This window comes from Vibrio sp. 1CM23M (assembly GCF_023161755.1).
GTDB classification, from domain to species: Bacteria; Pseudomonadota; Gammaproteobacteria; order Enterobacterales; family Vibrionaceae; genus Vibrio; species Vibrio coralliirubri.
Genome location: NZ_JALNTR010000002.1, coordinates 368,472 through 388,337, shown reverse-complemented (window position 1 = coordinate 388,337; position 19,866 = coordinate 368,472). Strand labels below are relative to the sequence as shown.

Here is a 19,866-nt window from a genome sequence, read left to right as displayed (position 1 = left end):
GAACCACATGAAAACCACTGCTTTAGCTTTATTGTTGCTTAGTGCTTCTGGTAGTGCATTTGCAACCAATATTGAAGCGATCGATTACCAAGTGTCGGTTACTGTCGAGGATTCTGAATCAAAACTCAACTTCCCAACCTTTAAGTTCGACTCTTTCGGACAGGAAGTCACATCTCAAACTGAAGAATGCATTTATTCGGGTGTTCTTTCTAAGCATGAAGCTAACGCTATTCTACTGGAAGCCAAAATGTCATGCGATTATGAAAATGGTGAGTCTAGTAGTGAGATGCCGGTTTTTATTCTTGATCAAGAGGGTGGAGAAGCAAGTATCGAGCTTGGAGAAGATGAAGCAAACCTGTGGAAATACACGGTTCTAATTAAAGCGCTTAACTAAATTTCAAACGATACACAGTTACTCTTTTGTTCTGCTATCGAACACCGCAATGCCTATTAAAGTAGATGCATGACACATGGCATTATCTTGTGTCTCATTTCTTTCTAATAAAACTCTAATGGACAACAATAAGTTCGAGAACCGAGTGATAAGTTGTTAGTATGCATCAACTTTATAAATGTTAGTTGGCTTATACAAATGCTTGATAATAAGTATATTAAACACCCTTATCACTGTGAGCAGTGCAACGCACTTACCCCGCACCTTGCTGTTAACGCTTCCGATGCTGAATCTAAAGCGGACGCTGAATCTGAAAAGAAACAATGGAAACTAGGCGTGTTGATGGAGTACCTGATGACGTTATTGTTTAAAGGTGACCATAATGTTCCCGGTTTTTATGTCGACAGTGATTACGAATACCAGTGTGAGAAATGTGGGACTAAATCGTGGCATTAATTGGGTATGAAAATTTGATTCAACCTTAATTTTTGAGCGCTAATCCCGAAATCAACTCGCTTTAAGAATTAGTGAGTTTCAATCAGGCGTATTATTCCAACTTTGTTATGGAGGACAAACGAGTGATATACCCAAAAGCTTTAAATATCGGTGACAAAATCGGATTTTTCTCACCGTCATCGCCCGCAACTGTCTTTGCACCTAATCGATTTGCTCGTGCTAAACGTTATTTGGAAAAGCAGGGCTTCATTCTGGTTGAAGGTTCGTTAACTGGAGAATCAGAAGGGTATCGTTCTGGTTCCATTCAAGCGCGAACCGAAGAACTCAATCAGCTCATTCGAGATCCTGACGTGCGCTGCATTATGTCGACCATTGGTGGTAACAACAGCAACTCACTGTTGCCATACATCGATTATGACGCCCTTAGAAACGACCCTAAGATCATCGTCGGCTATTCAGATGCCACAGCATTACTGTTAGGCATCTACGCCAAAACTGGATTGGTGACTTTTTATGGCCCTGCACTTGTTGCGTCATTTGGTGAGTTCCCTCCGTTAGTCGACGAAACCTTCCAATCGTTTACTGACATCTTATGTTCGGATTCAAGCCAACATCAGTACACGATGCCTGAGAGTTGGACGGACATTAAACACGATTGGGAAACTCAAGATTCGGCAAAGCCAGTTTACAATAACGAATGGCACTTCATGGGAAGAGGTCAAGTAAGCGGTCGCGTGATTGGTGGCAATCTGAGTACGATGGCGGGGATTTGGGGCAGCGAATACATGTCAGAAATTCAGTCTGGCGATATTCTGCTTATTGAAGATTCGCTAAAAGGCATTGAAGCGGTCGAGCGTTCATTCGCACACTTATTGGCTTGCGGAGTATTTGATAAAGTAGGTGCGCTTGTGCTTGGCAAACATGAACTGTTTGATGACAAAGGGACAGGGCGAACACCACTCGATGTACTTCTTGAAGTGCTGAACAGTAAAAATGTCCCGATCCTGTATGGCTTCGACAGTTGCCACACCCATCCCATGCTAGTCACTCCACTAGGTGTGCAAGGTACTATTGATTTTGATGACCAGACATTCAAGCTTCAAAGCCAATGGTTAGCGTCGAGTTAGTTGAGTCGTCATAAATATGAGTTAGAAATTACAAGGGACTGTATGGAAATCATATCCGAAATTGAAGTGTCTAAAGAGCAACATCAAGCTATTACCGCTCTGAGAAATAGCGCTTTCCCCGATCATCAGGTAGAGCGTTCTTATTATAAACAACTCCCTCATATGCGAGCTCTGCAATACCGTGAAGGACGACTCGTCGGTTACCTTGGTCTTGATTACCGTATGGTCAGTGTTGGTGACAGTGCGTACAAAGTATTAGGTGTTATTGATTTTTGTGTTGCTGAGAATGTCCGAGGCAAAGGTATTGGTACATCTATGCTGTCTGAGTTGGATGAGTATGCGAAGGATAGGGATGTCGAATTCATTATTTTGATATCAGATCTTCATGATTTCTATTCCTCACAAGGCTATGTCCAAACTCCAAGCACTAACTCTTGGTTAAGGCTTCATGAGCACCTTAGTCATGGCGTAGCTGTTGAAGAGATTGATGACCTATATGTAAAGCCATTGAACGGAAAGCAATGGCCTTTAGGGGATATTGATTGGCTTGGCTATATGTATTAGCTCTCTTGTTTGAAGTTACTCCATGAGCTAACGATGTGAATAAACCCTAGGTAAACTGATGATAATAAGACGCATTAGAAAAGTGATCCTCTCTGCAAACTGAGAATGGAAACGCGTCTATACTGACATGGGTTACGTCACTGATTTAAGAAGTGGCGCTATGAATGTAAGTTTGATTAGGCTAAATCTCAGAGGTGACGATGAAAAAATTACTACCACTATGCGCCATTTTACTCTCGGCATCATTTTCAGCTGCGGCTTCTGATGGTTTGATTAAATACCAAAGTAATTATTCAGTGAAAGAGACCGCTGACCGCTTTGAAGAAATCGCCAAGAGCAAAGGTTTGACCTTGTTTGCGAGAATCGACCATCAGAAAAACGCGAGTAAGGTCGATCTTGAATTGAGACCAACGGAAGTCATCATCTTTGGTAACCCGAAAGTAGGGACACCATTAATGCAATGCGCTCAAGAAGTCGCGATAGATTTACCGCAGAAGGTGTTAGTCACTGAGGATTCTAATAAGAAAGTATGGTTGTCTTACAACGATCCTAATTACTTGGTAGAGCGTCACGCGATCAATGGCTGTGACGAGGTCGTTAAGAAAGTATCGGGTGTACTAAGCAAGCTATCAGAAGCGACAGTGGCGAAAAAGAAAGCGAAAGCTAAATAGCTAGGTTGTTAGCCTAATACGCAAAGATCCAAAGGTGAGGAGAGCAGTTGAAACGAACTTGCTCTCCTCATTGCTTTATTAGGCTTTTGGCTTCTTAAAGCTACGACAATGAAACCACTTTATATTCATGAATTTTGACATTGTTAGCATCGTCCAAAGAGACCAACCAGGTTTCGTTTACTACCAACTCAATTGACTCTCCTTTCATTGAAGAATCAGGGAAGGTGTCTGCTTTTAGTCGAACATGCAGGCTAACTTGATACTGAGAACCAATAGGTTTGATCTCCAGTTGTTCGATACCGTGAGAACAGTTTGGTTTGAAGGTGGATCGAGCGATTGCATACCAATCTTTAAACCCAGCGTGACCAACAAATTGTCCTTCAGGCATATTGAATACAACGCCAGATGACAACGATTGAGTAAACATCGATTCTTGTGTTGATAGCGTGTCTAATTGCTGGAACCAATTAGTGACGAACTTACGAACAAGTTCCTCGTCGGAATGAGTGACCTTACGAACCTCATCCATTATACGCGAAGCATGTTGTTTCGCTCTGGCTTGTACGTCTTCTAACTTGTTGTATACGTTAGGGATGTAAACCATACCGTGCGTGTATACCGGTGGGCGGTAGTTCATGCCCGCAAGATACGCCGTCTGCTGTAGAGGAAACATAAGCTGTTCAATCGTAAAGTGGTTAAAGCTCAGTGGATCGTAGGACTCTTTAGGTCCACCGATGGTGAAAGAGAGGAACAGATCTTTCCCTTTGAGTTTGTTACCTTCTGGCCCGTACGCAAAGTTAAAGGTCATCACATCGTCTAACCATTTCTTTAATAGCGCTGGCGCAGAGTACCAGTAGAACGGGAACTGCAACACAATCACATCCGCTTCAATCAATGCTGCTTGTTCTGCTTCAACATCAATCTTGTAGTCTGGGTAAAGTGTATCCAAGCGTCGAATCGAAACGTCTTCCATCTGTGTTTCTAAAGTGTCGATGATTAGCGTATTCGTGTATGACTCGGCAAGGTTAGGGTGACCTGAAATAACAAGGGTTTTACTCATGATGACTGTCTCGTTCGCTTAATTGATGGAGTAATCATAAGCTCATTCTTTTGTTAGTTTTAGATGACTAATACTTAAATAACTATTAGGCTGAAGCTAATAATACTGTGGCAAGTGAAAGTAGCGATTGAAATGATGGGTAAGAAGCAATGAAAGGTGCAACGTACAATCAACTGACGATGTTCCATGCGATTGTGAGTGAAGGCTCAATCTCTGGCGCAGCAAGGCAGCTTGGGGTCGCACCACCGTCGGTGAGTCAGTCTCTGAAGGCGCTTGAAAGCGAACTTGGATTGCCTTTGTTTATTCGCACAACAAGAAGAGTTGAACTGACAGAAGCTGGTAGAACGTTGTACACAAGAACGGTGGATGCGATCAGTGATTTGAGTACCGCAATGGAGAGTGTTGCCGATCTAAGCCGCAACCCATCTGGTCATGTATCGATCACGGTACCGCGCTTTGCTTATAAACAGTGGATAGAGCCTATCTATGCGGAATTCTGTTTACGCTACCCTGATATTCAACTCGAGATCTCTATCTCTGATGCAACCGTTGATATATTGAAAAACGGCATTGATTTGGGTATCCGTTTTGGAGACAAAGTCGAAGAGGGCATGATAGCTAAGCCAATCACTCCGAGGCTAAAAGAAGCGTTGTTTGCGTCACCGAGTTATGTAGAGATGCATGGTGCGCCCCAAAGCATCGAAGAGCTGTCACAACACAAGTTGATTCAATATCGATTCATCACGTCTAACAAACTCGCTTTATTGCCACTGGTGGATAACGGAAATACGGTTCATGTTAACGTAGAAACGGCGATGACGGTGAACGATACGGACATCATGGTGGATGCGGCAAAAAAAGGGCTTGGGATAGGTCGCTTACTAACGCCTATGGTGGAGAAAGAGTTTGAGTCTGGTGAGCTAGTACCGATTCTTGAACATTGTTGGAGTGATAATGTAGGGCTCTATTTGTATTTCCATCGCAATACACAAAAAGCCCGTCGTGTTCGTGTGCTGATTGATTTCTTATACGAAAAGCTAGTCGGGAAATCGCTCTAACACGTTGCTTTAAGCGATCTTACTTACTCATAACTTCATGAAAATATTTAGATTTAACTCTACGTGTGGCATATTTGCCATATGTTTAGTTTGTGCTTTGAGTTAAGGTGATAGATATTATGTATGGAAGTAAGAAGACGAGAGCGTTCTGCAGTAACTGTAAGGAACTGACACTGCACAAGTACACTATGTTCAGTAACCAAGTCGAAAAAGCGCCACAACATGAAAAGAAGCCAGGGTTGCTTGGAATGATTTTATCGTCGCTAGCTTCAAGTGGCGGAAACGGTGACTATAAATGTACAAAGTGTGGAACCAATTTACGTACACCGGACAACCTTGATTAGCCTTTAATCTACTTAATACTTCAACATTCTTCTGTTTCAATTATCCGCTTTTATTTGATAATAATTCAAATTGTACCGTGTTTTTCATTGAATGAACTTCCAGTAGCCTATGCGAATAGTTAATTATTGGGCATTCAAATGACACAGTATCAATTCCAACAAGGGCCTATTCGTCCACCTTCAGAAGCGGATAGCTTATTGATTCGCACCACCCAAGGTTGTCCTTGGAACAAATGTAAATTCTGTACACTGTTTGAGGGGATGGAGTTTGCAATTCGTCCCGTTGAAGAGATTAAGAAAGACATTTGGGCTGCGAAAGCGTTCTATAAGAACCGTAAGTTTGAGACGTGTTTTCTGCAAGACGGTGATTCATTCACTATGGATACCGAAGACTTGCTGGATGTGTTGAATACACTCAAACAAGCCTTCCCAGAGTTAAAGCAGATCAGCTCTTATGGACGAGCGCAAAGCATGACTAAGAAGTCGCCTGAAGAAATGAAAGCCATCTGTGATGCAGGGCTCAACATGCTTTATTGCGGTATGGAATCTGGGTCTATTGATGTTCTCAAATTGATGAAAAAAGGCATTACACCGAAGTCTATTTTGAAATCGACCGAATACGCGAAGCAAGCGGGTATGAAGATGATGACCTTCATTATCCTTGGCTTGGGTGGTAAAGAATATTCGGCCCAGCATGTTGAAGAAACGGCGGCCTTACTTAACCAAATTAACCCAGATGAAATACGCATTCTGTCGCTTGCTGTGAAGCCTGGAACCGAATTAGATGAACTGGTGCAGAATGGAGAGTTCACGCCACTTAGCGAACGTGAAATGCTTGAAGAACAATATCAACTGATCAGTAAACTAAACAGCGTGACGGGCAACTATGGCAACTATCACGGTATTAATTTGTTGATGGAACTGAACGGACAGTTGCCACAGGATAAAGCGAAGTTCTTAGCGACAATAGACCGTTTCAATATGATGAGTGAGAATGACCAGAATAACTTTATCTTGGGACGTCGCATTCATTACTACGCGGCATTGAAAGACATGGATAACCAACTTATGTACGATTCTGTACAAAGAGAGCTTAATCGCATTCAAAAGCAAAATGCCGATGAACTCGACAATGTGTTTTACCAACTCCGTCAACGTATGATCTAGCAGCAAGGACTAATAACATGAATAACCTCGTTAACTGGCAAATCATAAATGAAAATCCTGAACATTGGTCTTTGGAAAACGGTGTGCTGACGATGCAAGTGCAAGAGGGCAATATCTTTGGTGCGGGTTCAGCTGATGTTGATAATATCTTCGTTCATCCAGTATCTAGCTCGGATTACAGCACAGAAGTGACGGTTCAATTAGATCCAAACCGAGCATTTGAACAAGCTGGCTTAGGTATTTACTGGGATAACGACAACTACATTAAAGTGAGCAAAGAGATGTTCATGGGCGAGCGTTCATTGGTGTTCGTTGTAGAACAAAATGGTCAGCCACAGATCAAGGAACGCCTGTTGTTTAGTGAATCGAGTGTGTCGGTAAAGCTCGTCAAGCAAGGCGGTAAAGTCAGCGCTCATTTCCGTCCGTTAGAAAAACAACAATGGCAGGAATTGATCACGTTTGATTCGTTAGTAGGCAGTGAACAGGGTGTGATGCTTTATACGTTCAGTGGCAGTAAGGCGACGCCTAATTTCGCCAAGTTTAGTGGCTTTAGTTTGTCTGACGTTTAATCGTTTGTCTTACGCTGAATAAGCTTCCTTAGCGTATAAAAAAACGGACCGATATTGCTACCGGTCCGTTTTTAAATTGTTCAAGTCAAAGCGCTTATGCACAGCACTTCTTGTATTTCTTACCGCTGCCGCAAGAACATGGGTCGTTACGGTTAGGGGTCTTTTCAAATGTCATCGTTTTTGGCTTGTTCAGTAGAGTATCAAGCTCGATGGTGTTCTCTTCTTTGTCTGCGTCGACTGTAACGGTAACGAAGATAGTATTTTCAGCGGCTAGTGCTTCAACTTCTGCTTTGCGCGCTTCAGTTTGAACCATTACAGCGATTGGAGATTCTTCAGTACCCGCTTTTACATCGCGGTTTACGTTGTAGCCAGCAAGAACGTGGTTCTGTCTTGTTTCGATACGGCCTTTGAAAAATAGTTTCGACATTGGGTACTCATTAAAAATGTTGAATGGCGCTATTTTTAATGGCGATAGCGCAATGGAGCGGGGATTATACGCATATATTGCAATTGATAAAGCAGTGATGTGAGCAAACGCAGTTTGGTTTTTGTTTGCTAGTTACAGTTTGCTCTCTAGCTTTGTTCGGATTGGACTAATTTTCAAATTCAAGACAATAAGGTTTCCCTAAACAGGGCTTCAAGTGATAAATTGAAATCGTCAATTTAAACAACGAGATACACCATGAAGTTAGATGCCATTCTGTGGGATTACGATGGAACCTTAGTCAATTCCGTTCCAAAGAATATCGCAATCACAAAAGACATTATCTCTTTAGTCGCGCCACACTTGTTAGGTGACAACTCACCTAAATATTTGCTTAGCGAAGCGCTTTATCATGAAGCCAACCACGGGGCTAAAAACTGGCAGGCCTTATATGTCGACTATTACGGTTTATCACACGATGAAATGTTGATCGCTGGTGGAATGTGGGCAGAGCATCAAGAGAAAAACCAAACAGCCGTTGCCTTGTTTGAAGGAATGGAAACCGTGGTTAACCAGTTCGCTCATCTTCCACATGGGATCTGCTCTCAAAACTCTCAATTGAATATTCGTGGTGTGCTCGACAGTTATGGCATTGGCGATTTGTTTAAATCGGTCGTGGGCTATGACGATGTCTCGAACGGCAACCAAAAACCCCATCCATTTGGTGGTGTGAAATGTGTCGAGAACATATTTGGCGTTGATCCGACTAACAACGAGCTTTGTTTGATGTACATCGGTGACCATGAAGCGGACACACAGTTTGCTCGCAATATTGAAGCCGCGCTGGGTAACAATGCAAAAGTGATTGCCGTAGCCGCAGGTTATAGCCGATCGGAGCCTGAAAATTGGCAAACCAAGCCGGACTACATTGCTAACAGTGTCGATGATCTTTTAACGATCATTAGCAAGTACGCATAGAAAGTTAAGTTCGCATAGAAAGCTAACGTACACATAACGAAGCCGACGTTTAAAAATCACTACACGTAAATGACTTTAAGGAAGAATAATGACACCAAAACAAGTGGTATTAGGATTTTGGGATGCAATGCGCAGTAATGATTTTGCAAAGGCGAGTGAATGGCTAGCCGCAGATTTTGAAGGCTATTGGCCTCAGTCGTCTGAATTGACGGTAGGGCGTGATAACTTCACGGCAGTCAATGCTGAATACCCAGCCAATGGTGTATGGGAGTTCACGCTCAATTCAATTGTCTGTGAAGGTGATACCGTAGTAACGGACGTTTCGGTTACAGACAGTGTGTTGAAAGGCCGAGTGATCACCTTTCACACGGTCGTTGACGGTTTAATTCAAAAGCAAACTGAGTTTTGGCCAGACCCATTCGAAGCGCCGGCGTGGCGATCGCAGTGGGTTCAGATCGTATCGAACAATTAGTTGGTATCGATACGATCAGTCTGTCACGGACAACTAGGTCGTATCGAATAATCAAGTTGCACAGAATAAGTAAACATTAGGAGGTTTCATTGAACAAGGTAGTGATTGTAACCGGCGGAAGCCGAGGCATTGGCGCAGCGACGTCTAAATTGTTGGCCAGTAAAGGCTATGCTGTATGCGTTAACTTCATACATAATGAGTCGCGAGCTGAAGATTTAGTGAATGAGATTCGCGAACAAGGCGGAACCGCGATTAGTGTGCGTGCGGATGTGTCTGTTGAATCGGACGTGAAATCCTTATTTGAGATTGCACGTAACAAGCTGGGCCCAGTGACTCACTTGGTCAATAATGCCGGGATCTTGTTTACCCAGTCACCATTGGTTGATATTGAATTGGATCGCTTTGAAAAGGTGATGAAGTCCAACGTATCAAGCTGCTTTCTGTGCAGTAAAGCCTTCATTAAACAAGCTGATGGCGCGGGTTCGATTGTGAATGTATCGTCCGCCGCTTCTCGCACAGGCGCACCATTTGAGTATGTGGACTACGCAGCATCGAAAGGTGCGATGGATTCTCTTACTAAAGGCTTATCGCTTGAACTTGCTTCACGCAATATCCGAGTGAATGGCGTAAGGCCAGGTTGTATTTATACTGAAATGCACGCAGACGGCGGAGAGCCTGATCGCGTAGACAGACTAGCTTCGCAGTTACCGTTACAACGAGGCGGCACACCAGAAGAAGTCGCGAACTCTATCGCGTGGTTATTATCGGACGAAGCTTCGTATGTCACCGGCTCGTTTATTGATATTGCGGGCGGTCGATAGGGCTCGTTAGCTTTTACACTAAGATAGACCAGTAAAAACCATAAACACGCAACACAAGTACCTAACTAAAAGAACGAAACTAAGAGTACAAACATGAAAAACTATTTCGAAAGCCCGTTTGTTGGAAAGTCACTCAAAGAACAGGTGACCAACCCAAACATCATCGTGGGCGAGCACAGTTATTACTCAGGTTACTACCATAACCACAGCTTTGATGACTGTGCGCGTTACCTATTACCGGATAGAACCGATATCGATCAGCTGATCATTGGTAGCTATTGCTCGATTGGTTCTGGCGCCGTGTTTATGATGGCGGGCAACCAAGGTCACCAAAATCAATGGGTGAGTACCTTCCCGTTCTTCTATCAAGACGATGAGAAGTTTGAAGGCGCGATAGACGGCTTCGAACGCTCTGGTGATACCGTGATTGGTAACGATGTGTGGATTGGCACAGAAGCCATGATCATGAGTGGTGTTAAGGTCGGTGATGGAGCCATCATCGCAAGTCGAGCGGTTGTGACTAAAGACGTTGCGCCATACTCGATTGTGGGTTCAAACCCTGCGCGTCACATCCGTTATCGTTTCAATGAAACTGAAATCGCTCAGTTGCTAGAAATGAAATGGTGGGAGTGGAGCGAAGAACAGATCAAAGGCGCAATGTCGTTGATGTGTTCTTCAGATATCGATGGGCTTTACCAATACTGGAAAGCGCTCAAGTAATTACTTGAGCGCTTTGTCTCATCGCGTAAGCACAGCGTAATGAATTAGATACCCGCACCGACTTGGAAGTAGAGGGCGGTATCTTCTTCACTGAACGCAATATCAATCCCTGAAATCAAACCATATCGTCTTGCGATAAGGTAACGGAAACCGACACCGTAAGCCGCGTGAGAGCTTTGATCAAACATGTCTTTATCGCTGTCACCCGCATAGCCAATTCCCGTAAACACCGCGGTTGACCAACGTGGTGTCCACTGTTTGCTTACTTGAACTTCTGCCGCGACCGTGTGCTCACCTTGATAGCGATTACGGGCGATACCTCTAAGTTCAATGTCTGGGTAATATTGAGGGGAAAGCACGCGTTCATTGGTCGACAATGATTTGTATTGTCCTCGCAATGCTAAGTTCCACTCCTTGTTTAACTCCCAATAATTCAGCCCTTCTAAATTGAACGTTTGATAGGTGTAGTCACTGCCAATCGCATCACCAAACCAAAGGTATTCCGCGACATAGTTGTAGCCTTGCGTCGGATTCAAGAAGCTGTTCTTGCTGTCGTATTCCGCAATGAGACCCAAACCGGAAGAGGTCGGTGACGTGTTACCAATGTTGTTTAAGATCTCTTGCGCTTTAGGGTGATTATTGAGTGAAAGAGTGGGCGCGAAGAATTGTTGAGAAAACCCAAGTAACCATTGGGTGTCGGGCACTCTAAATTGGAGTTTCTGTATCCCGCCCATGCCTTTTAGCCCTAGCTCAACACCTTCGTTTGGTTCGAGTGGAGACAAGGCGTTCGGAGAGCTTTGTCGATAGAAGGTCATGTTGATATCGCCATAACCCAAGCCACCAAGGTAGCGTATAGAATCTTCCTTCCAGCTACGCTTGTGACCAACAAACGCCATCCAAGTGCCATTCTCTGTCGCAAAGCCGCCAACCGCAGTGATTGCAGGGGTGAGAAGTTGCGCACCGCCATCGATGGATTTTTCGGCGAGTTGTTTACGCGTGTTTTTTTGCTCTTTAGATTCGTGCATGAAGATACCGGTGAAGCCGCCACCGTATCCTACCGCAGGCTCAGTAATGAGAATGGGAACAGGAAGAAAACCGTAGGCATTTTCTGCGAGGTATTCTCCCATATCGAGTTGGCCATCAATTTCATCGATAAAGCTGACGGCGTGTGTCGTCGTAGAAATAAGTATCAGGCTACTTAGTGCTAGGGGTTTAAAGGTCATAACATTCCGTATTATTCACTATCCATTAAATTGAGTGTAATCAATCAAATAGATAGCGCAATAGAACGGGGAGTATTAACCGAGATATCTGTTCAAAAGGCGATTGGAACAGCGTTTACTATTGGATTAGCTCTACGTACGTCAGAATATCCAGAGCATCTTGCTTGGTGATCACACCTTGCCACGCTGGCATACCTTGTTCTGCGTTACCTTCTAAAATGTCATCTGCCAAAGAACTTGGACTGGCAAAAAAGCCGCTCAGTTTATTCGCGATGTTAGCTGGCTTGTGTGGTAATGAAGCGGCAGTAGGCCCGTCTCCGTGACCTTTGTCGCCATGACACACCTGACAAAGCTGTCGATATTTGGTTTTGCCATTGGCGAATTGGCTCGCATCGACTTCTGAGGCAGCACTCGCATTAAACGCCATCATTGAAGCGACTAAACCCAAGAAAGCCAACACGTGTAAATGGTTCATGGTTTTCATTGTTTTGTTCTCGATTATTATTTAACAATGAAAGAATAAGCAGATGTGAGTAGAAGAAACGTGAATGGATAAAGCGAGATTAAGCTAAGTTTAGAAGTAGGTTTAGAAGCACGTTTAGAAATAGGATTAGAAGCAAGTTTAGTTGCGGACGAACATCAATGTGACTTAGTTAAATGATTGATTATATGCATATTGCATAGTATGGCGTGTCGCATTAGCGTGGTGGATGAATTGGAGGGGTATTATGATTAGTTGCAACGATTACGATTATATTGAGATTGTGTGTATGCACCGATACCCAATCAAATTAACGCTGAAGTCTGGCGAGCAGATTGAATGTGTCGGATTAGATACTCAACGCAATGATAGCCGTGAAGAGTGCATTAAGGTCAGTATTCAAGGTTTAGAACAACTTGTCGTACTCACTGATCTTTCCACATTAGAAGTCTGTGTCGACAATCCTCATTTTCAGCAGATTTCATTCAAAACGTCATAGGCTTTCAAATGAATAACACCATAGAACAATGCTATTGCACCGCGTGCCGAGAAGACACACAACACGTTGTTGTGTTGGTTAGAAAGACGAGTGCGTTTGCAGACAAACCTAACCAAAAGCGAAGCGAGTTTTGGGCAGGCATGATAAAAGGTTGGTTCCTTGGCCCGTTTATCGCGTCAATGGATGAGTTTTCTCGTCACCTTGTCTGTGAAAATTGTGGCCATAAAGAGATACAAGATTAGTATTGTTATCTTACAAAACATTGGATTCAATACAGTTAAATCGTCAATTGGCTTAGGAATAAAACGAATGAAAGTAGAAACGATTGAAGCCGTCAAGGCGTATGGTTTTTCAGTAAGAACCACTAATACCGATGAGATTGACCCAGCCAAAGCCAAGATAGGGCAATTGTGGCAGGGCTTTTTTGACCAAGCGTTTCCAAAATTAACGCCGGATTCAAAAGTGTATGGTGTCTACACCAACTACGAGTCTGACTTTACGGGTGAGTTTGATGTTATCGCGTGTACTAATGCACTTACGGATCAGAATTTAGATTCGCTTGTAGAAACCGAAATACAAGCAGGTAAATACTTAACGTTTTCTGCTGAAGGTGAATTACCACAAGCTGTGATCGATCTATGGGGTGAAGTATGGGCGTATTTCAACGCTGCAGACTGCCCACATGTGAGAACTTACACGACAGATTTTGAATTCTACAAAGGCGAAACTGAAGTCGAGATTTCGATAGCGATTCAGTGATCAGTTTGAAATGAACAAAAGGCTTAGCTTAGACTGTGGTCGCTAGTTAAGAGACAGTAGTTATCGGTAAATAGACAGCTAAGCCTTTGAATATCTGCTCATTATAAAGAAGATACAGTGTCACGTAATCACATTAATACCCACGCCTATCTATTCCAGAATTCCCCTAGATCACCCCAAATTCCCTTAAGTCATCCAAAAAGACAATCTTGCTTGGTTTCATTCCACAAAGGGTATTGCTTCATAACTTGGGTGTAGAGCTTACTTTCTAAGTGTGCTCTTAACCAACGTCCTACGTTTTGGTATTCCGATTTCACAAACCACTTCTTTTCGACTCGTACAAACTGGCTGACAAAAGGCATCACCGCAAAATCGGCCAAGCTTGGGGTTTCTCCAAAAAAGTAGGGCTGGTTGGTGAGTCGCGCTTCTAACTGACTAATGAAGGTTTCGCAGGCTTGTCGGCGCTGTTCAACATCGATGTTTCGGTAACGAACAGATGCACGATACTTTTCTAAGTGACCAATAAATTCATCATCGTTGGTTTTAATGAGCTGCTGAACTTGTTCGCTAAGCGTTGGATTGCTTGAACGAAGAAGATCTTGAGGATCGTTTTGTTTAAGTGCCCAGTTCATCACATCTAAGCTCTGTTCAATAACTTGTCCATTGGGTAACACCAATACAGGGACTGTTCCTTTTGGCGAACTGGCCAATAGTTCGCTAGGCTTGTCTTTGGTAACGATTTCTCGAAGTAACACTTTTTTCTGTGATAGTGCGATGCCCATTCGTCCGCGCATTGCATAAGGGCAACGGCGCAAAGAATAAAGGATAGGTAGATCGGATTCGTTCGGCATTATTGAGGTCATTTAGTTTGAAAAGTGTTGTACGGTGGTAAAGAGATCGTGATGTGGGTAGAATACGCGGCTTAAAAATTATAAGTAAGTGAGCGACTTCAAAAATGAGCAGAAAAATTGAGTTATTAGCCCCAGGTGGCGATGTAGAAGCGATAAAAGCCGCCATCGTAGCGGGTGCTAATGCAGTTTATTGTGGTTTAGACACATTCAACGCTCGTAACAGAGCCTCTAACCTATCGTTAGACGAATTGAATGGTGTGATTCGCCTTGCTCATGAATACGGCTGTGAAGTGTTCCTGACTCTTAACGTTGTGCTACTGGAGCACGAGACTAAGAGCATCACCAAACTGCTGAACCAGCTTGTGAACACCAAAGTGGATGGCATCATTGTTCAAGACTTGGGTTTATTCAACCTGGTTAAGAAGCATTTCCCATCATTAGACGTTCACGCGTCGACTCAGTTAACAACGCACAACGAAGGCCAGATTAAGTTCTTGTCTAAGATTGGCGCGACACGCGTTAACTTGTCTCGTGAGTTGAACCTGCCTGAAATCAAGATGCTGACGGAAGTGGCACACGATCACGATGTACTAACTGAAGTGTTTGTACACGGCGCTCTGTGTATCGCATTCTCTGGTCAGTGTTACTCAAGCTCAGTAAGTGTGGGTAACTCAGGTAACCGTGGTCGTTGTAGCCAAGCGTGTCGTGATGAATACGAAATCACCAACGCGGGCAACAAGTTCCCACTCAACCTGAAAGATAACTCAGCTTACTACGACCTACCTGAATTGGTTGACGCGAAAGTCGACTCACTGAAAGTAGAAGGCCGTATTAAAGGCGCACACTACGTTTACACTGTGGTAGACACATGGCGTAAACAGATTGATAGCTTTGTAGAAAGTGGTTTGTTGATCGAAGACGATTCGAACCTGCACAAAGTATTCAACCGTGATTTCACCAACTCTTTCCTAAAGGGCAACCTAACGAAAGACATGTTCATCGATAACCCGCGCGACAACAGCATGAACTACGCTGTTGAGAAAGCGACGGAGCAGAACAACGAAATCTCAGTCGTACAGATTCAAGAAGTGACCAACGAACTTCACCAAGCGAAAGACGTTCTTGGTAACGAAATGCGTGACAAGATCGAGTTCCTTGATATTCGCAAGACACCAGTAACCCTGTCGTTCAGCGCAAAAGTGGGTCAACCATTTACGGTGACAGTGAACACGCCTAAAGAGAACTTTACTCTTCAATCTAAATCGCTATTGAAAGCGGTTGAAGAGAAGGCGATCACTCAAGAGCTACTTGAGAAGCGATTCAAAAACGTGAAGAGTGCAGTCCACACGCTAGAAAGCTACGACTTCAGTGAAGTGGATGCAGGTTTGTTGATTCCTCTAAAAGAAGTTTCAGACCTAAAAGACGAGATCGACTTCATTCTGAACGGCTCTGTGCAAGTGATTAAGCACGTTGAAGTGCCAGCACTGCCTCAACACCCTAAAGTGAACGAGAAGCCGACTATGTCGATGCTTATCGCGGATGTGGAAGACTTGCACCTGTGTGACGTAACTGACGCGGATGTTTACTTCAAACTGCCTGAAAGCTTCAAGAAGCGTTGTAACAAGTACATCGACATCTTGGCAGCAAACCCACGTTTGATTCCTTGGTTCCCAGCGGTATTGATCGGTAAAGATTACGACGAAGCGGTTCGTATTCTTGAAGAGATCAAGCCTGCTCGCATCGTAACCAACAACACGGGTATTGCTTACAAAGCTTACGAGATGGGAATTGAGTGGGTTGCAGGCCCGTTCATGAACACAACCAACTCTCACGCACTGGTTACTCTGAAAGAAGAGCTGAACTGTGCAGGCGCATTCATTTCGAACGAGATCAACAAAGGTCAGATTCGTCATATTCGTCGCCCAGAGAACTTCAAACTGTTCTACAGCATTTACCACCCAATCTTGATGATGACCAGCCGTCAGTGTTTCTTCCAAAGAACCGTGGGTTGTAACAAGCCAAGCATTGAAGCGGGTTGTATGTTGAAGTGTGAGAAAGCAACCACGATTACCAACGTGAAAGGCATCTCTTTCGCGGTTGATAAACAGAAGGGTGGCTACCCAAGCATTTACAACCACGAGCAGTTCTTGAACCATGACGCAGTAACAGACTTCTCTGGTCTGTTCGACGAGTTCTTCATCGATCTAACCAACATCGGTGCGGGTTCTAAAGAAGTGAAAGACAAAGTCGAGCTTATTAAGCATTTCGAAGCGCTACTGAACGGCGTTGAAGGTTCACAACAGAACCTAGAGCAGATGGTTGAAGTTAGAACTAATGCTCAGTACGTACAAGGTTTATAACGCTTAAACGCGTAACTGCTTTTAAGCACTCTGAACCAATATACAAAAGGCCACTCAATCGAGTGGCCTTTTTAATGTCTGAGACTTTCTGAGTCTTTATCAATCAGATAATACGTTATTCCGTCACGGCTTCTTGTTTGAAGCATGGGCTTTTCAACGTGTTCATCTTTTCGATTTCATTGGTTAAGCGCAGCGAGAGCAGGGCTTTTTGGTTCGAAGCAAAATCAAACATCACGATAGTCGCAGTGCCAACGGTGGTCAGTTTTTGTTGAGCCTTACTGACAATCGCGTATTCCATAGTGAATCGGTCATCTTGAATATCGGTCACACGTGAGCCAACCATCAAGGTATCTGGATACGTGACTGGGCGGAAATACTTACAGTAAGTGTCACCAAGAACAGGGCCAACTTTGGTAATCGCCATCTCTTCCATCAACTCAACGTGCTTGAAAAAATCTAAGCGAGCGGTTTCGAAATAGCGAAAATATACGGCGTTGTTAACGTGATTGAGTGCGTCCATTTCTCCCCAAGCGACAGGGATTTCTGTTACTACCGGGTAGTCAGATAATAGTGCTTCCATGCGAACTCTCTTATTCTTATCTGTGTAATTAACGTTATTTACTTATCCTTCATCGGAATAAGTTGTTATTGGAATAAAAACCCTACCGCTAAATTAACAAAACTGCAACACGTGTGATTTAAGTTTTTGAAGCTTGAAACCACACAATGTCAGTGACTTAGTTGCACATCCACTCAATGATTACGCACTAAGGTGTTTGAATTGCAGCTCAACCAAGCGTTGGTACAATTCGCAGCTATTGATGAGAGACTGGTGGTCGCCGATGTCTACTAGCTGTCCTTTATCGAGCACTGCAATCTGGTCGGCGTGTTTAATTGTTGATAATCGATGGGCGATAATGATCGTCGTTCTGCCACGCATTAACTCTTCTAACGCTTGTTGTACGTGGTGCTCACTTTCGCTGTCTAGTGCGCTGGTTGCTTCATCCAACAATAGAATATTTGGATCTTTCAAGATGGCACGTGCAATCGCAATACGTTGTCTCTGTCCGCCAGAAAGCCTTACACCGCGTTCACCAAGAAAGCTATTGTAGCCATCTGGTAGGTTCTGAATAAACTCGTGCGCGTGTGCTTTCTTGGCCGCTTCGATAACTTGCTCGTCTGTTGCCTGCGGGTTGCCGTAGCGAATGTTATGGAACACATCGTTACTGAACAGAGCAGGTTGCTGTGGCACCAATGCCATCTGCTTTCTTAGCTCGTTAGGGTCAAACTGATTCAGTTCAACGCCGCCTAACGTCACTTTACCCACTTGTGGGTCGTAGAAACGTTGCAGTAGTTCGAATAGGGTGGTTTTACCTGCGCCAGACGGGCCAACCAATGCCAATACTTTGCCTTCATGGGCTGTGAGCGTGAGGTTACTTGTTGCGGGCTGGTCTGGTCTTGATGGGTAACAGAAGGTCACATCATCAAATGCGACCTCTGGCGTTACGTTAGCAAGCGAAGTTGGATTCGCAACTGGCGCAACAATATGGCTTTCAACTTGTAGGATCTCGATTAAGCGCTCGGTCGCACCTGCCGCGCGTTGCAGTTCGCCCATGACTTCTGAAATCGTACCTAATGACGAGGCAACCATGATTGCGTAGAACACAAACGCGGCTAAATCACCCGCCGACATGGTGCCGTTGATGACATCACTGCCGCCAACCCAAAGCATGCCTGCGATAGCACTGAATACAATCACGATAACGCCAGAGATAAGAATCGCGCGCTGTTTTACACGCTGGCGACCAATCTCATAAGCCTTTTCAACTTCTACCGCGAATGACGCTTTCTCTTGCTCTTCTCGGCTGTAGCTTTGCACCGTTTTAATGTGCTCAATCGCTTCACCCGCATAAGAACCGACATCAGACATCGAATCTTGGCTTTGGCGAGATAGGGCTCTTACACGACGCCCGTAGACAAGAATAGGAATCAAGATAAACGGCACCGAAGCCAATACAATCAACGTCAGCTTAATATTGGTCGCAAACAGCATGATGATCGCACCAATACACATCAATGCGCTGCGCATCGCCATAGAGAACGATGAACCTATGATGCTTTGAAGCAGAGTGGTGTCCGTTGTAATGCGCGACATGATGTCGCCACTGCCATTGGTTTCGAAGTAACTCGGGTGCAGTGTCACGACATGATTGAAAACCGATAAGCGAATGTCTGCACTCACGCGTTCCCCAACAGAAGAAACCAAATAGAAGCGGAAGAAAGTACCAATCGAGATCAACACGACCACGACCATGATGAACTGAATTGCGCTGCCCAAATCTGAGAGTGATTGTTGGCTAAAACCTTGGTCGATGAGAAGACGAATACCGTGTCCGACTGAAAGGGTTAAGCTCGCTGTGAAGATCAACGCGATCAACGCAGCAATAACACGACCTTTATAAGGCTGAATGAATTTACTCAGCTCAAACAAAATACTGAGGCTTTTTTTCTCAGGTTTGGGTTCTGGCACTTTTTGAGTCGATCGCTGAGTTGAGTCGAGCGTAGAAGAGACATCGTTTTGCATATGACTGCCTTAATGTGTTGTCGCTTTAAAAATAGATGGCTTGTTGCTTGCTGCTTATGGTTTATGACTTATTACCTGTACTGCGAGTTGTTCGCTGGGAAGTCATTGTTGTTGAGAATAGAACCCATTAAAGCATTTATTGCGCTTTGACGCTCCCCAGGAAACTCAATTTCCAATATTTCCTCACCACTAAGTGAATAATTCGAAACGACCTTGAAGGAAAACTAAGCATTCTGATCCAGTCAGTTCGATAGGAAACTAAGCTATTTAACCCTAATTTTTAT

24 protein-coding genes are annotated in these 19,866 nt (G+C 44.0%); 17 read left to right on the top strand and 7 right to left on the bottom strand.

Features of this window, described 5'->3' with window-relative positions; translation table 11 throughout:
* Positions 1-7 precede the first annotated feature (7 nt).
* The 5 genes from MSG35_RS07010 (at position 8) to MSG35_RS06990 (ending at position 3,212) form a co-directional block, all read left to right on the top strand.
* Positions 8-394, top strand: coding sequence for a hypothetical protein (locus tag MSG35_RS07010; protein WP_248383503.1), 387 nt, complete (start codon positions 8-10; stop codon positions 392-394).
* Positions 395-592: 198 nt separating this feature from the next.
* A complete protein-coding gene (locus MSG35_RS07005; protein ID WP_017080543.1) occupies positions 593-850 on the top strand; it encodes a hypothetical protein in 258 nt (85 codons plus the stop codon).
* Positions 851-972: 122 nt separating this feature from the next.
* Positions 973-1,977 (top strand): S66 peptidase family protein, encoded by a 1,005-nt coding sequence (locus MSG35_RS07000; protein ID WP_248383502.1) that lies wholly within the window; start codon positions 973-975, stop codon positions 1,975-1,977.
* A 42-nt stretch (positions 1,978-2,019) separates the two neighbouring features.
* Positions 2,020-2,541, top strand: a complete 522-nt coding sequence (locus MSG35_RS06995) for a GNAT family N-acetyltransferase (RefSeq protein WP_248383501.1) — start codon at positions 2,020-2,022, stop codon at positions 2,539-2,541.
* Between the two features lie 200 nt (positions 2,542-2,741).
* Entirely contained in the window at positions 2,742-3,212 is a 471-nt protein-coding gene (locus MSG35_RS06990) for a DUF302 domain-containing protein (RefSeq protein WP_048611159.1), read from the top strand.
* Positions 3,213-3,312: 100 nt separating this feature from the next.
* Here the strand turns inward: MSG35_RS06990 and MSG35_RS06985 are convergent, their stop codons facing one another.
* Entirely contained in the window at positions 3,313-4,272 is a 960-nt protein-coding gene (locus tag MSG35_RS06985; RefSeq protein WP_248383500.1) for an NAD(P)H-dependent oxidoreductase, read from the bottom strand.
* A 149-nt stretch (positions 4,273-4,421) separates the two neighbouring features.
* On the opposite strand from MSG35_RS06985, the gene MSG35_RS06980 reads away from it, so the two are divergent.
* The 4 genes from MSG35_RS06980 to MSG35_RS06965 all read left to right on the top strand — a co-directional run bounded on the left by MSG35_RS06980 (position 4,422) and on the right by MSG35_RS06965 (position 7,410).
* A complete protein-coding gene (locus MSG35_RS06980) occupies positions 4,422-5,330 on the top strand; it encodes a LysR family transcriptional regulator (RefSeq protein ID WP_248383499.1) in 909 nt (302 codons plus the stop codon).
* Between the two features lie 119 nt (positions 5,331-5,449).
* On the top strand, positions 5,450-5,674 hold the full coding sequence (locus MSG35_RS06975; protein ID WP_248383498.1) for a hypothetical protein: 225 nt from the start codon (positions 5,450-5,452) through the stop codon (positions 5,672-5,674).
* 138 nt (positions 5,675-5,812) lie between these two features.
* Positions 5,813-6,841: a radical SAM protein gene (locus tag MSG35_RS06970; protein ID WP_048612011.1), complete on the top strand. Its 1,029-nt coding sequence runs from the start codon at positions 5,813-5,815 to the stop codon at positions 6,839-6,841.
* Positions 6,842-6,858: 17 nt separating this feature from the next.
* Entirely contained in the window at positions 6,859-7,410 is a 552-nt protein-coding gene (locus tag MSG35_RS06965) for a DUF1349 domain-containing protein (protein WP_248383497.1), read from the top strand.
* A 94-nt stretch (positions 7,411-7,504) separates the two neighbouring features.
* Here the strand turns inward: MSG35_RS06965 and MSG35_RS06960 are convergent, their stop codons facing one another.
* Positions 7,505-7,837: a PBPRA1643 family SWIM/SEC-C metal-binding motif protein gene (locus tag MSG35_RS06960; protein ID WP_017068336.1), complete on the bottom strand. Its 333-nt coding sequence runs from the start codon at positions 7,835-7,837 to the stop codon at positions 7,505-7,507.
* Between the two features lie 255 nt (positions 7,838-8,092).
* On the opposite strand from MSG35_RS06960, the gene MSG35_RS06955 reads away from it, so the two are divergent.
* From MSG35_RS06955 to catB, 4 genes are all read left to right on the top strand, one after another.
* Positions 8,093-8,812, top strand: a complete 720-nt coding sequence (locus MSG35_RS06955; protein ID WP_248383496.1) for an HAD family hydrolase — start codon at positions 8,093-8,095, stop codon at positions 8,810-8,812.
* Positions 8,813-8,900: 88 nt separating this feature from the next.
* Complete coding sequence (locus MSG35_RS06950) at positions 8,901-9,284, top strand: nuclear transport factor 2 family protein (protein WP_248383495.1); 384 nt, start codon at positions 8,901-8,903, stop codon at positions 9,282-9,284.
* 89 nt (positions 9,285-9,373) lie between these two features.
* A complete protein-coding gene (locus MSG35_RS06945; RefSeq protein WP_009846813.1) occupies positions 9,374-10,105 on the top strand; it encodes a glucose 1-dehydrogenase in 732 nt (243 codons plus the stop codon).
* 93 nt (positions 10,106-10,198) lie between these two features.
* Positions 10,199-10,825: a type B chloramphenicol O-acetyltransferase gene (gene catB, locus MSG35_RS06940; RefSeq protein ID WP_102548008.1), complete on the top strand. Its 627-nt coding sequence runs from the start codon at positions 10,199-10,201 to the stop codon at positions 10,823-10,825.
* Between the two features lie 44 nt (positions 10,826-10,869).
* Here catB and MSG35_RS06935 read toward each other — a convergent pair whose 3' ends face one another.
* Positions 10,870-12,048, bottom strand: a complete 1,179-nt coding sequence (locus MSG35_RS06935; protein WP_248383494.1) for a BamA/TamA family outer membrane protein — start codon at positions 12,046-12,048, stop codon at positions 10,870-10,872.
* 118 nt (positions 12,049-12,166) lie between these two features.
* Entirely contained in the window at positions 12,167-12,532 is a 366-nt protein-coding gene (locus tag MSG35_RS06930; protein WP_248383493.1) for a cytochrome c, read from the bottom strand.
* A gap of 244 nt (positions 12,533-12,776) precedes the next feature.
* Between MSG35_RS06930 and MSG35_RS06925 the strand changes: the two genes are divergently transcribed.
* The 3 genes from MSG35_RS06925 to MSG35_RS06915 all read left to right on the top strand — a co-directional run bounded on the left by MSG35_RS06925 (position 12,777) and on the right by MSG35_RS06915 (position 13,787).
* On the top strand, positions 12,777-13,028 hold the full coding sequence (locus MSG35_RS06925) for a Rho-binding antiterminator (protein ID WP_137001806.1): 252 nt from the start codon (positions 12,777-12,779) through the stop codon (positions 13,026-13,028).
* A gap of 8 nt (positions 13,029-13,036) precedes the next feature.
* A complete protein-coding gene (locus tag MSG35_RS06920) occupies positions 13,037-13,270 on the top strand; it encodes a hypothetical protein (RefSeq protein WP_248383492.1) in 234 nt (77 codons plus the stop codon).
* Positions 13,271-13,337: 67 nt separating this feature from the next.
* A complete protein-coding gene (locus MSG35_RS06915; RefSeq protein WP_248383491.1) occupies positions 13,338-13,787 on the top strand; it encodes a GyrI-like domain-containing protein in 450 nt (149 codons plus the stop codon).
* 191 nt (positions 13,788-13,978) lie between these two features.
* On the opposite strand, the gene MSG35_RS06910 is transcribed toward MSG35_RS06915, so the two are convergent.
* The gene (locus MSG35_RS06910; protein ID WP_248383490.1) at positions 13,979-14,638 is read right to left on the bottom strand and encodes a glutathione S-transferase; all 660 of its coding nucleotides are present in this window, start codon (positions 14,636-14,638) and stop codon (positions 13,979-13,981) included.
* A 104-nt stretch (positions 14,639-14,742) separates the two neighbouring features.
* Between MSG35_RS06910 and MSG35_RS06905 the strand changes: the two genes are divergently transcribed.
* Complete coding sequence (locus MSG35_RS06905) at positions 14,743-16,998, top strand: peptidase U32 family protein (protein WP_248383489.1); 2,256 nt, start codon at positions 14,743-14,745, stop codon at positions 16,996-16,998.
* A gap of 115 nt (positions 16,999-17,113) precedes the next feature.
* On the opposite strand, the gene MSG35_RS06900 is transcribed toward MSG35_RS06905, so the two are convergent.
* Positions 17,114-17,578, bottom strand: a complete 465-nt coding sequence (locus MSG35_RS06900; protein ID WP_017061819.1) for an acyl-CoA thioesterase — start codon at positions 17,576-17,578, stop codon at positions 17,114-17,116.
* Between the two features lie 180 nt (positions 17,579-17,758).
* On the bottom strand, positions 17,759-19,582 hold the full coding sequence (locus MSG35_RS06895) for an ABC transporter ATP-binding protein/permease (protein ID WP_248383488.1): 1,824 nt from the start codon (positions 19,580-19,582) through the stop codon (positions 17,759-17,761).
* Between the last annotated feature and the right edge of the window lie 284 nt (positions 19,583-19,866).

Excerpts from the sequence above, each read along its gene's own strand:
- MSG35_RS07010 (WP_248383503.1), top strand. The coding sequence starts at position 8 with ATGAAAACCACTGCTTTAGCTTTATTGTTGCTTAGTGCTTCTGGTAGT.
- MSG35_RS07005 (WP_017080543.1), top strand. The coding sequence starts at position 593 with ATGCTTGATAATAAGTATATTAAACACCCTTATCACTGTGAGCAGTGC.
- MSG35_RS06995 (WP_248383501.1), top strand. The coding sequence starts at position 2,020 with ATGGAAATCATATCCGAAATTGAAGTGTCTAAAGAGCAACATCAAGCT.
- MSG35_RS06990 (WP_048611159.1), top strand. The coding sequence starts at position 2,742 with ATGAAAAAATTACTACCACTATGCGCCATTTTACTCTCGGCATCATTT.
- MSG35_RS06985 (WP_248383500.1), bottom strand. The coding sequence starts at position 4,272 with ATGAGTAAAACCCTTGTTATTTCAGGTCACCCTAACCTTGCCGAGTCA.
- MSG35_RS06980 (WP_248383499.1), top strand. The coding sequence starts at position 4,422 with ATGAAAGGTGCAACGTACAATCAACTGACGATGTTCCATGCGATTGTG.
- MSG35_RS06975 (WP_248383498.1), top strand. The coding sequence starts at position 5,450 with ATGTATGGAAGTAAGAAGACGAGAGCGTTCTGCAGTAACTGTAAGGAA.
- MSG35_RS06970 (WP_048612011.1), top strand. The coding sequence starts at position 5,813 with ATGACACAGTATCAATTCCAACAAGGGCCTATTCGTCCACCTTCAGAA.
- MSG35_RS06965 (WP_248383497.1), top strand. The coding sequence starts at position 6,859 with ATGAATAACCTCGTTAACTGGCAAATCATAAATGAAAATCCTGAACAT.
- MSG35_RS06960 (WP_017068336.1), bottom strand. The coding sequence starts at position 7,837 with ATGTCGAAACTATTTTTCAAAGGCCGTATCGAAACAAGACAGAACCAC.
- MSG35_RS06955 (WP_248383496.1), top strand. The coding sequence starts at position 8,093 with ATGAAGTTAGATGCCATTCTGTGGGATTACGATGGAACCTTAGTCAAT.
- MSG35_RS06950 (WP_248383495.1), top strand. The coding sequence starts at position 8,901 with ATGACACCAAAACAAGTGGTATTAGGATTTTGGGATGCAATGCGCAGT.
- catB (WP_102548008.1), top strand. The coding sequence starts at position 10,199 with ATGAAAAACTATTTCGAAAGCCCGTTTGTTGGAAAGTCACTCAAAGAA.
- MSG35_RS06935 (WP_248383494.1), bottom strand. The coding sequence starts at position 12,048 with ATGACCTTTAAACCCCTAGCACTAAGTAGCCTGATACTTATTTCTACG.
- MSG35_RS06930 (WP_248383493.1), bottom strand. The coding sequence starts at position 12,532 with ATGAAAACCATGAACCATTTACACGTGTTGGCTTTCTTGGGTTTAGTC.
- MSG35_RS06925 (WP_137001806.1), top strand. The coding sequence starts at position 12,777 with ATGATTAGTTGCAACGATTACGATTATATTGAGATTGTGTGTATGCAC.
- MSG35_RS06920 (WP_248383492.1), top strand. The coding sequence starts at position 13,037 with ATGAATAACACCATAGAACAATGCTATTGCACCGCGTGCCGAGAAGAC.
- MSG35_RS06915 (WP_248383491.1), top strand. The coding sequence starts at position 13,338 with ATGAAAGTAGAAACGATTGAAGCCGTCAAGGCGTATGGTTTTTCAGTA.
- MSG35_RS06910 (WP_248383490.1), bottom strand. The coding sequence starts at position 14,638 with ATGCCGAACGAATCCGATCTACCTATCCTTTATTCTTTGCGCCGTTGC.
- MSG35_RS06905 (WP_248383489.1), top strand. The coding sequence starts at position 14,743 with ATGAGCAGAAAAATTGAGTTATTAGCCCCAGGTGGCGATGTAGAAGCG.
- MSG35_RS06900 (WP_017061819.1), bottom strand. The coding sequence starts at position 17,578 with ATGGAAGCACTATTATCTGACTACCCGGTAGTAACAGAAATCCCTGTC.
- MSG35_RS06895 (WP_248383488.1), bottom strand. The coding sequence starts at position 19,582 with ATGCAAAACGATGTCTCTTCTACGCTCGACTCAACTCAGCGATCGACT.